This window comes from Cognatishimia sp. MH4019 (assembly GCF_020177595.1).
GTDB lineage: Bacteria > Pseudomonadota > Alphaproteobacteria > Rhodobacterales > Rhodobacteraceae > JAHTBL01.
In genome coordinates this window covers 43,544-54,219 of sequence record NZ_JAHTBL010000008.1, presented here as the reverse complement: position 1 = coordinate 54,219, position 10,676 = coordinate 43,544, and the positions used below count along the sequence as shown (strand labels likewise).

The 10,676-nt window shown below is 57.8% G+C and carries 11 protein-coding genes and 1 pseudogene; 1 reads left to right on the top strand and 11 read right to left on the bottom strand.

Annotation, left to right across the window (positions count from 1 at the left end; genetic code table 11):
* The first annotated feature begins 165 nt into the window (after positions 1 to 165).
* Positions 166 to 939 (top strand): SDR family NAD(P)-dependent oxidoreductase, encoded by a 774-nt coding sequence (locus KUW67_RS14040; RefSeq protein ID WP_224825952.1) that lies wholly within the window; start codon positions 166 to 168, stop codon positions 937 to 939.
* Here the strand turns inward: KUW67_RS14040 and KUW67_RS14035 are convergent.
* The 11 genes and pseudogenes from KUW67_RS14035 to narJ all read right to left on the bottom strand — a co-directional run bounded on the left by KUW67_RS14035 (position 912) and on the right by narJ (position 10,676).
* Positions 912 to 3,695, bottom strand: coding sequence for an AMP-binding protein (locus KUW67_RS14035; RefSeq protein WP_224825951.1), 2,784 nt, complete (start codon positions 3,693 to 3,695; stop codon positions 912 to 914). The genes KUW67_RS14040 and KUW67_RS14035 overlap by 28 nt on opposite strands.
* Before the next feature lie 98 nt (positions 3,696 to 3,793).
* A complete protein-coding gene (locus KUW67_RS14030; RefSeq protein ID WP_224826072.1) occupies positions 3,794 to 4,357 on the bottom strand; it encodes a hypothetical protein in 564 nt (187 codons plus the stop codon).
* 82 nt (positions 4,358 to 4,439) lie between these two features.
* Positions 4,440 to 4,748 (bottom strand): annotated as a pseudogene (locus KUW67_RS18510) (MFS transporter); the annotation flags it as partial.
* 6 nt (positions 4,749 to 4,754) lie between these two features.
* A complete protein-coding gene (locus KUW67_RS14020) occupies positions 4,755 to 4,898 on the bottom strand; it encodes a hypothetical protein (protein WP_224825950.1) in 144 nt (47 codons plus the stop codon).
* 406 nt (positions 4,899 to 5,304) lie between these two features.
* On the bottom strand, positions 5,305 to 5,814 hold the full coding sequence (locus KUW67_RS14015) for a DUF2478 domain-containing protein (RefSeq protein WP_224825949.1): 510 nt from the start codon (positions 5,812 to 5,814) through the stop codon (positions 5,305 to 5,307).
* A 37-nt stretch (positions 5,815 to 5,851) separates the two neighbouring features.
* Positions 5,852 to 7,120: a gephyrin-like molybdotransferase Glp gene (gene glp, locus KUW67_RS14010; protein ID WP_224825948.1), complete on the bottom strand. Its 1,269-nt coding sequence runs from the start codon at positions 7,118 to 7,120 to the stop codon at positions 5,852 to 5,854.
* Positions 7,117 to 7,734: a carbonic anhydrase gene (locus tag KUW67_RS14005; protein WP_224825947.1), complete on the bottom strand. Its 618-nt coding sequence runs from the start codon at positions 7,732 to 7,734 to the stop codon at positions 7,117 to 7,119. Before KUW67_RS14005 ends, glp begins: the two co-directional genes overlap by 4 nt.
* A 51-nt stretch (positions 7,735 to 7,785) precedes the next feature.
* Positions 7,786 to 8,358 carry a hemerythrin domain-containing protein gene (locus tag KUW67_RS14000; RefSeq protein WP_224825946.1) on the bottom strand — a complete coding sequence of 191 codons (573 nt, stop codon included), beginning with the start codon at positions 8,356 to 8,358 and terminating at the stop codon, positions 7,786 to 7,788.
* 18 nt (positions 8,359 to 8,376) lie between these two features.
* A complete protein-coding gene (locus KUW67_RS13995) occupies positions 8,377 to 9,174 on the bottom strand; it encodes a peptidylprolyl isomerase (protein ID WP_224825945.1) in 798 nt (265 codons plus the stop codon).
* A 5-nt stretch (positions 9,175 to 9,179) separates the two neighbouring features.
* A complete protein-coding gene (gene narI, locus KUW67_RS13990) occupies positions 9,180 to 9,929 on the bottom strand; it encodes a respiratory nitrate reductase subunit gamma (RefSeq protein ID WP_224825944.1) in 750 nt (249 codons plus the stop codon).
* A 12-nt stretch (positions 9,930 to 9,941) separates the two neighbouring features.
* On the bottom strand, positions 9,942 to 10,676 hold the full coding sequence (gene narJ / locus KUW67_RS13985) for a nitrate reductase molybdenum cofactor assembly chaperone (RefSeq protein WP_224825943.1): 735 nt from the start codon (positions 10,674 to 10,676) through the stop codon (positions 9,942 to 9,944).

The window sequence follows — 10,676 nt, the reverse complement described above, 5'->3', positions numbered from 1 at the left end:
TGCTTGGACCACAGCGAAGAGATTTCAGACAGGCGACCGGCAAAAGCTCTGAATGCTGAAAGCGTAGCGGCGCGCAAACGCAGCTTGAAAAACATCTGGTATTGCAGCCCCGGAAATCCCACAAGTAGCATGCAAAACCGGAACAATTTTTAGAGGCCGCGCAGCATGAAAGCAAAGCACAGAACAGCGATCATAACAGGTGGGCTGTCAGGGATGGGGCTTGCGATTGCACGCAGGTTTGCACAGGACGGAACAGCCGTTTTTGTTGGCACACGCAGTGCAGGCAATGCGGATTATGTGCAGCGCATACTTGGAGCAGACGCGGATCGCATTCATGCGGCCGCACTCGACGTCCGGTCACGTGACAGTATCGACGCTTTTGTCGACCATGTTGTGACCACGCGGGGCGGTGTTGATATTCTGGTAAATGCTGCCGGTGTCTATGAAGAGGCCGCAGTAATCGAACATCCCGACCAGATCTGGGAAGACCATATCGACATCAATCTCAGTGGCACATTCCGTATGATACGGGCTGTGATGCCCCATATGAAACGCGGTCAGTGGGGGCGCATCATCAATTTAGCCTCCGTGGCGGCCCATCACGGGATGCCTAACAATGCCGCCTATTGCACATCCAAGGCAGGGCTTTTGGGGTTGGGCCGTTGTGTCAGTCTGGAGGGGGCGGCGCATGGGATCACCTGTGTCTCCATCAGCCCGACATGGGTTGAGACCGAAATGCTCAAGCGCTTTATCGACGCTGACATGCAATCAACAGGGCAGACACTGGAACACGTCCGTGCAGAATATGCCAAGTCGAACCCTCAAAACCAGCTTGTCCAACCATCCGAGATTGCCGAATTGGCTGCGTTTTTGGCGAGCGATGCTGCCCGCGCATTGACGATGGAAGACTATCAGGTCAACTCTGGATCCCTCTGGTAATTCTGCGCACGACGCGCCAGTAGGGTTTTTGCGTCGCTAATTGCCTCAAATGGTCTGCTGTCGATCTGTGCCCAAGCGGCGCGGGCCGCTGTGTTCACAAAGACTGAATTTGCGCACAAAGTATCAGGGAACTCTGCAATCACCTTGGAAATACCCTCAGGCAGATCTGCTTTCGCCAACCAGTCCTTTGGCATCAATGCAGTGAGGTCCTGGGGAATGATCCGTTTGTCGCCCATCAGGTTGTATATTGCGCCGCCGGAAGTCGTAATATCGCCCAGCAGAAATGCCGCCGCCGCCGTGACATCGGTCATAGGAAACTCCAGCGCGTGCGGCATATATCCAGCGCGCAGGGACGCTTCCATAATGATCTCGTAGATATCACGCGAGTTCGGCGCGTCCAAATCATAGAGAGACGGCAGACGCACAATGGCTGCGCACACACCCGAGGCTTGAATGGCCTGTTCTGCCGCGATCTTTGCCGCGCCATAGCCGGTGCATCCGTCCCAAACCGTTGTGGGTGCTTCTGGCCAAGGGCCGCCTTGATCGGGGAACACGGCACTCGATGATGTAAAACGCAGGTCAGCGTGCGCGTCGGCACAAAAACCAAGCACGGTGTCCATGCCGCGTGCGGACCAGTCCAGCATATCCTTGCGTCCGATGGCGAGGTTTACCATTGCCGCACAATGCACCACCTTCGTCACAGACCGGGCAAGTGCTGCATAGGCATCGGGTTCAAGCGCAAACTGCACTGCGTCAAGAGTGCCATGCACAATGACATACCGATCCTGAGGGACCCCATGGGAGCGCGCCACTTCATTCAAACGGTCACGCGCCCCGCGATTTTTGTCTCTGACAAGACAATAGACGACATGGCCTTCTGGCAGATCACGTGCGGCTTTTGCCAAGACATGCCCGCCCAAAAACCCCGTCACACCGGTCACCAGAATGCCGGGTCTGTCGAAATCCTCAACAGGCGCGGGCGCATCGGCTTCTTGGGTCATTAACTGATCAAGCCGATGCAGCGGCACATTCATCGCAAGATCGAAATCAATGGGCATGCCATAGGTCTTTTCAAGCTCCAGCATCAGCGTCACACACATCAGGGAATCACCGCCCTGATCATGAAAGCTGAGCGCAGGATCAATATCGGAGGCTGCACATGACATCGCCAAAGCCGCAGCGGCGACAACAGCATCTTCTGTTGCCTCTGCGGTTAGGGTTTCCGCCTCGACGGCTGGCAGAGCGCGCATGTCTGCCTTGCCCGAGACCGGATGCAGGGGGATCGCATCCATCTGCACCAGAAATGACGGCACGCAATAGGCAGGCAATACGGCGCGCAGATCAGCGGCGAGGCTTGGGGGCATTTTGTTTGCACCAGCCACAAGTCCCCAGCTTTCAGCGTTGCTTCGCGCTTGTGCTGTGTCAGCCGCGAAATAGAAGATAAGCGACGGCCCCCGCGCGCCAACCTCGGCCACCCACGGGGCGGCACTGGAAAACGCTAACCTGTCGCGCATCGTATCGGTGAGCTCTCTGGTCTGAATGGAGAAGCCACGCAGCTTCAACATATGCGCAATCCGCCCCTCGATATGCAGGGCGCCCGTTTCATCAACCCACGCCTGATCGCCGGTGTCATAGAGCCGCGCAGCGCGTCCATCAATGATCAGGTCCCGAAACCGCAGACGGGTTTCCTCCGGGCGGTTTACGTAGCCGGGGCCAAGCATCCTCGGACCCTCAAAATGAAGCTGGCCCGAGGTGCCGGGCAAGCATGGTACATCGTTGTTATCCAGTATGACCGCACGCAAATGTTCCATCGGAATACCAACAGATGCAGGCGCATCCCCAGCAGGTTCCGTCAGACGGGACATACAGACGTCATGCGTTTCACAGATGCTATACAGGTTCCACAAAGCGACATCAGGCAGCTTTGCCAATGAGCCGATAATCAGATCGTCGCTGACCACTTCACCGTTCAGGACGACCCTTTTGAGGGGTAGGTTCTTGGCCCTGTCGTCGTCTAACGCGTTCAGGAATGTGTCATAAAACGACGGTGTGAACAGCATCTCGTCAATATCATTGTCGATGAGAAAATCCGCCAACTTGCCCGGCGCAAACAAGGTGGTGGCATCGGGGAACCACAGGTTCGCGCCCTTGCGCAGCGGGCGGAACATCTCCCAGATTGCGAAAATATAAATCCCGACCCGCATACCGGGGCTGTAGGGCGTGAACGCATCGCGCCATTCATAAGACAAGAAAGCCGCATCCTGGGAGACAGGAATGCACTTGGGTCGCCCCGTGGTGCCAGAGGTCGCCACAAGATAAATCGGATCATCTGGTAGAGTGCATCCGGCTGTGAGAGACGCGTAATCGGCAGGTGGGCGTTTCAGCAGGTCATTGGCATCAATCGCCCTGCAATTAGCTGGCAACTGGCCGGGCGCCGCTGGCTCGCAGGTGATTATCAAACTGACCTGCAATTCCGAAACGATGTTATGCAGCACCATCTGCGGCATGGCCGGGTCGAGATGGACAAACGGGCGGCCATGGACAACGCAAGCGACAGCACTCGCAGCCATCGCAATACCGGGCGAACCGAAAACGCCAATAACCTGCGGTCTCTCCAGATGCGTCCTCAAGTCAGAGACAAACTGGCCCAACCTGTCATAGGTGATTGTTGCTGTGCTGTCGGACATCGCGGGCAAGCGCGTAAATTCGGCAATCGCTCGGGCCAAATCCTGCCCAACGTTTTGTGGTGATGTCATGGGACCGGCCTCTGCTGGATGCGCTAGTGATATCAGTTAGGCGAAAAAGAACCAGCCTGCCTTTCGGAACGTCGCGGCCTTGTGACCTTGGGCGTCCTCTAGCGAGATGGTGCACAAGCGGCCAATCCGCATAAAAGACCAGCCGTTGCAAAGACCACGATCGGAAACAGAGGCGCCATTGTCGCCGCCGCTACGGTCGTTTCCGCTGCGGTGCCTAAGTAAATACCGCCGATAATTGCGATGCTAAGCGTGACGCCGATCTGCTGCCCTGTCTGGAGCAAACCGGACGCGGCCCCGGCAACGTCATTTGATACAAGAGCAAGTGCGCCTGACATCAGTGCGACGTTGCTTAGCCCCATGCCAAACCCGACAAGAGCGAGCGGTGCCAACAAAGCCAGCGCAGCAATGTCATCGCCAGCTTGTGCGAATGCGAGAACGATCAGCGCGGTGCCCGTGCAGGCCAGGACCGATCCCAGGCCCGGCAGCGTCCACGGATTTGCCGAGGTCCACCGCCCCGCGACAGCCGCCCCTGCCACCGCAAAGATCGGATGCGCGGCAAGCGCCATTGCGACTTCTCCCGGCGAAAGTTGAGGTCCGGTTTGCAAAACAATCGACAACAGAAAAGGAACGCCTGCGATGCCGGAAAAGACAAACAGGATCATGGACGCACGCAGTAGAAACAGGCCGGACCTCAGCAGGGTCGATGGCAGCAATTGCCAAACAGATCGACAGACAGGCTGCTCCACCAACGATCGGTCCCGCGACAGCGCCCAACCCGCTGACCATACCGAAGTAGCCCACGGCACGCCACTGCTGGTGAGGTGGCAAGATGACGTGTGTCAAGGCCAGGACCTGAGGCATCATTGTCGCGGCTCCAACACCCTGAAGGACACGCGCTGAAATCAAGACTGTCATGTTCTGCGCCGTTCCCGCAGCCAGCCCGCCAAATGCAAACCCCACGACACCAAAGAGGAACAACCGGCGTCGTCCCAAGGCATCCCCAAACCGGCCAAGTGGCAGAAGGAGCACCGCAAACGGCACAAGATAAGCCAACAAGACTCACTGCGATTGCACATCCGTCGCTTGCAGATCGCCCGCGATGCTCGGCACCGCGAGCTTGACCACCGTGACATCCAGCAGCGTGATGAATGCCGCAAGCAAAAGAGCCCAGACGGCTGTCCACTGCGTCTTTGTGGCGTGCAATTGGTCATCGGGCGATAGCAAGGACAAGCTTAATGACGAAAGGCTACGATAGTCCTGAATTCAAGAACCCGTTCTTTGGGATATCCGCATCATGGGTCAAATGTGATACATTGCAGCCGCGTCGGCGGGATCGGCCCACGAAAAGATGCGAGCCAAATGACGTCCCCTGTTCCCCGACACATGTGATCGGTCAGCAACCTTGTGTCGTACCCACAACGGGCATCTGTGTCGAAGACAGCGCTTCAAGTCCCGCAGCGGTCTCTGGTCAGAGAGGCCGCATTACGTGGTGAGAACGCATAATCAACGAAAGAGCAAAGTAGGAATTCCCGCGTCTGAACAAAGGCAAGCGCCCACAAAGAGAGCAGCCGTTCAAACATCTGGCTTTGTGCGGTTGGCGCATGGCAGGCTATGGACAGCCACACAATTCGCCAGTCTGGCTTAGCCCATTTTTGAACCAGTCGCTTAGGGCATCTAAATCGGGTGGCACTTGCATGGCGAGACCTCCGACAAACTCCATAAATGCATCACGGTTCATCGCGTTGATACCGATCAAGATAGGAATCTCACGCTCGATTGCGCGCGCGATCACGTCGCGAAAACCGCGACCGTCGGCCTCGTGCTTGCCAAACTTATTGATGATCAGAACATCAGCCGCATCGTCCAAGGATGCCGCGACATGGCCGACAGCGGTTTCAAGAACAGACGGATCAAGCCTGCATCCTTTCGCATCGCGACCAAGGTTTTGCGAAATGCGCAGCACCGGGCCATCTGGCAGAACTTGCACATCCATATCGCATGGGCCTTCGGTGCGATCCGTATTGATTTGAACGGTCCCGCGACATTGGATGCCCTGCGCGGCAAAACGTTTGGCGAGTTTGAACAGAAGGAAGTTAACGTCGCCCTTCCCTGGGGCCATTGTGTACGCAATTCTCATGGCTCTGTGCCCTCTAACGCTAGAAAGGAGTGAATTCGACCAGCGCCCCTTCGGGCAGCATGTCAGCCTCGGCAGGGACAAGAAGCATCCCGTCCATCTCAGGAAGCGTTGAGACACGGCCCGAATGGGTTGCATCGGCAAAGTCAGCAACGTCGCGACCCAGCGCATCATGGCCGACAATCCGCGCAAGCCGCATCTCGCAGCGTCCCGGCTTATGTTGCAAAGCACACGACAGCACGACGTGACGCCGAGGCGCGGATTTTGCGACTTGACCGGTCAGGGCTTGGATCAGTGCCTTTCCAAACAAGTGCCATGTCACCAAGGCTGACAGCGGGTTGCCGGGCAAGCCCAGCCAGTAGGTTCCATCAAGCTGGCCGAACGACACCGGCTTGCCGGGCTTCAGCGCGACACCGCTGAAGGTTACCCTCGCATTCAAATCAGATAGCGCGGGTTTGACATGGTCTTCTTCGCCAACTGAAACACCCCCTGTTGTGACGATCAGATCGACCTTTTGGGAGAGCTCCGACAATTGCGCGCGCAAAGCGTCCCGTGTGTCGGCGGCATGCTGTACCTCGCAAACCTGCACCGAAGGGGATGCGATGGCAGCTTGCAGCATCGGCGTGTTCACATCCCAGATGCAGGCGGCCCCGCGCGCTCGCCCCGATTGACGAAGTTCGTTGCCGGTGACCAGCAGAGCGACACGCAAGCAGTCACGTACTTTGACACTGTCGTGCCCTGCCGCAGCGCAGGCCGCAATGTCACGCGCTGTCAGAGCGCGGCCCGCCGGAACGATGATCTTGCCTGCCGTCATGTCTTCGCCCGCTGACCGGATATGCGCACCAGGCTGCACAGCTTTGCCAAGGCGGATGCCTTCGGCGTGTCGTTCCACGTGTTCTTGCATCACCACAGCGTTGGCACCGTCGGGAACCGGTGCTCCGGTGAATATCTGCACAGCAGCGTTGCGCACCAATGCAGCGCCTGCCGCTTGGCCAGCGGGGATACGATCGCGGACCGGTAGATCCCAAGGGCCATCACCCTCCAGATCATCGGTATGAATCGCGTAGCCGTCCATGGCCGCGTTGTTGAAAGGCGGCACCATCCCTCGCGCGCGCACCACATCCAGCAACACGCGCCCAACCGCATCTTGCAGCGCGATGGTCTGTGTTCTGTCGATCGGTGCAGCCGCCCGCGCAATCTGGATCAGAGCCTGATCAATACTGATCAGGGTCTCGCCGCCCAGACTGTCACAGCCACAACCTTGATTGAGACGCGGCTCTAAGATGGTCATGCTGTGTCCTTTGCGTTGAAATGTCCGGGGCCGATGGTACAATCAAGATCGCTCAACTGTCCGTCTTTCAGCCCATAAATCAGACCATGGATGCGGACTTGAGCCCCTGCCCGCCATGCTTTCTGGATGATCGGGGTCTCGGCCACACGGCGCACCCCTTCAACCACGTTCAGTTCCGCCAGCTTGTCGCGCTGCGCCTCGGGATCCTCAAGCTGAGCCAGATCAACAGCATAGGCGCGGGCCAGTCGGCGGATCGGTTCCAGCCAGTGGTCGGCAAGGCCATGTGGGAAATCCTCGGTCGCAGCTTTCACCCCACCGCAGCCATAATGCCCGCAAACGATAACCTCACGGACCTTCAAGGCTTCGACGGCAAATTCGAGGGCCGAGAGCATGTTCAGGTCAGCCGAATGGATGACATTGGCCACGTTGCGATGCACAAAAACCTCGCCTGGATCGAGGCCCGCGACAACATTGGCAGGCACGCGGCTGTCCGAACACCCGATCCAGAAGAACTCAGGCGCCTGTTGTGCGGCCAAGCCTGAAAAATAGTCCGGTTCTTGCGTGACCTGAGCATTGGCCCAATCCGCATTTCTTGCCAAGAGATCAGCCAACATCAACTTGTATCCCCCCATGCTTCGGCCCGGCAAACCTTTCCTTGAACCGGTTTAGCTGTCATCTTTGGCCTCCATCAGGTTATTGAGCCCGCGTCGTTGGCACATCCGGATGTGAAGGGTGTGAAGATCGGTTTCTGTCAGCCGCAATCGCGCGAACGGCAGAATAATCGCGTTCTCAAGGATCAGGTGACGGCGCGCATGGGACGCAAAGGCCTTTAGAACCTCGCACTCTTTCCAGGACGGCAGACGTGACGTCGTTCGGAGACCTTCAAGAAGTTGAATAACCTTCGGGGTATCCTCCCCGGCATGGGTGTGATCGGCATGCAGCTTGGTGATGACCCGTCCGATTTCGTCCTCGGCTTCGCAACGACGACGAAGAAGAGGGAAAAGGTCTTCTTCCTCGTCCTTTAGGTGCAAAGGCAACTCTGTATTCAGAAATCCCAAAACGCTTGACAGGACTGCGTCGTCGGATGTTTCGCCCTGAGCAATCTGATCCAACAACGTACAGATTTGCCGCTCACGAAGGTGGTCTTCGTGGATAAACTCCAGTGGCTCACCCAGCAACGACGCCTGCGTGGGTTCAAGGCATTGGCCCCGGCTCAAATGTCGATTGAACTTACCCATCTTCTTTCCCTTCGGGGGCTATTTAGCCTCAAGGTCCGCGCCGGATATTTCCGCGGACGCGACCAGTTTCTGGACAAACTTCTGGGCTTGTCGGGCCCATGACGCTTTTTCCATGGCGTCTGCGATCTTTGGCTTCACCGCGTCAAATGGCAGGACCCCACCCAAAGCGACGGCATCCATACGCACGATGTGCCAGCCGTGACGCGTCAGGATCGGTTCTGGCGTGATCTCGCCTTCGTCTAGGCTTCGCAGGACGGCTTCAAACTCGGGCACGGTATCGCCTGGCCCAAGCTGGCCCAGCGCACCGCCAGATGACTTCGATCCGCAATCGCTTTCGCGCATGGCAACGGCGGAAAATGCTTTGGCGTCTTTGCTTGCCACTGCGATCAGGCTTTCGGCACGGTGCATGGCGTCGCGCTTGGCCTCTTCATCGCGCGGGTCACAGGCACACAAAATATGAGAAACTTCCCATAGGGGTGGTGCATGAAAACGGCTGGGGTCTTTTTTCCATTCCGCATAGATCGCGTCATCGTCAGGCACGTCGGGATCAACGACGCTTTCTAGAAGGCCCCTGATCTGGGCCTCTTCGTCGGTTTCAAACTTGCCCGGAGCAACCTCTTGACGCTCAGCAACAAGCGCACGCGCGCGGGCCTCTTGCAGCAACAGGGTGCGGATTGCGACGGCATTGGCGGCCTTGCGCCAGGCGATGCCCGGCTTTCCAGCCGGGGCATCATGGTTTTGGGTCTCGGACGCCACCAACGTGTGCGGCACCGTCTCGCCATTGACAATCAGGTCAGGGAAGAGGGCTGAGTTCATCTGGCTTACTCCGCTGGTGTGGTTTTGGGAGCGCTGCGTGCCGGCAGAGCTTTGGAACGGCGTGACCGCACGATCTGGTAGCCGGGGCGCAGCAGGTATTTCACCGGCGTTGCAAAGCCCGAAACCATGTGCACCAACCGCGAGAATGGGAAGAGCGCGGTGATGATCAGCCCCAAGAAGATGTGCAAGCGGTAGAGCCAGTGGACATCCACTACGTCGGTCCACGCATTGATGTTCCATGTCACGATGCTTTGCGACCAAGTCATGAAACGCACCATTTCCGAGCCGTCCATATGTTGGAGGGTTTGGGTAATGGTGAGCAGGCCGATGGCCAATTGCCACCAGATCAGCACCATGATGATAATATCCATCCAGCTGGACGTGGCGCGGATACGCGGTTCGGTCAGGCGGCGGTGCAAAAGTAACGTCCCGCCGATCAAGGCGGCAACGCCAGCGGGGCCACCTATGATGACGGCCATCCACTGCTTCAGCGCATAGGGGATGCCAAGCGCATCTAGCACCCAGACCGGGGTGAACAGGCCAATCAGATGCCCGAAGAAAACTGTGATGATCCCCACATGGAACAGGATTGACCCCCACATCAGCTGCCTGCGACGCAAAAGCTGGCTCGAGGAGCTTTTCCAAGTGTATTGATCGCGGTCATAACGGGCGATGGAGCCCACGACGAGGATCGTCAACGCGGCGTATGGCATGATGCCAAAGATGATGAAGTCGATATCAAGGTTCTGAAACATATCTTTCTCTCCCTATTCGGCCGCGTGACGCGGTGTGGGGTTTGCCGACGGGGCCGGGTTCACTGGAAGATCCATCTGAGCAAGCATTTCGCGCGCTTGTGGACAGCCTGCATTCGGATCGGGACCAAACAGCACTTCGCTTTCCTCCCAAACCTCGTCCAAGGCCTCCAGATCGGTGGGATCATCATCAGGTTGCGCCAGCATTTCTGCGACGGCCTCTTTGTCGGCGGTTCCACCGGCAAGCTGAAGAAGGCTGGCGAACACGGCTCCATAGGGGCTTTCCCGACGCACCAACCGCGCGTTGAGGGCCTCAAAAATATGAGCCGCGTCCGCCAGCGTCTCCTGCGCCACAGCAGGGGACTGCGTGGACAGGAATTCTAGCAAGACAGGCAAATGGTCCGGCAGTTCGGAGGTTGCAGGATCGAAACCGGCCTCGCGGTAGGTTTCCACCAACGACACCATCGCGCCGCCCCGGTCGCGGCTTTCTCCGTGAACATGCTCGAAAAGGTTCAGCGACAAGGTGCGGGACCGATCAAAGAGCAGCACAAACTGCTCTTCAAGATCATAGATGTCGCGCCCGCTCATTTCCTCCAAAAGCGGGCGCAACGCCCGACGGGCAGCTGCCGTCAAACGCGTGTCAGACGCAAGGACGCCCCCTATCTCGGGTATGGCTTCCTGCAGCTCGCGGGTCGGGTAACTCAACAACACAGAAAATGCTTTGAGAGTGCGATCAAATGAGTGGGTCAT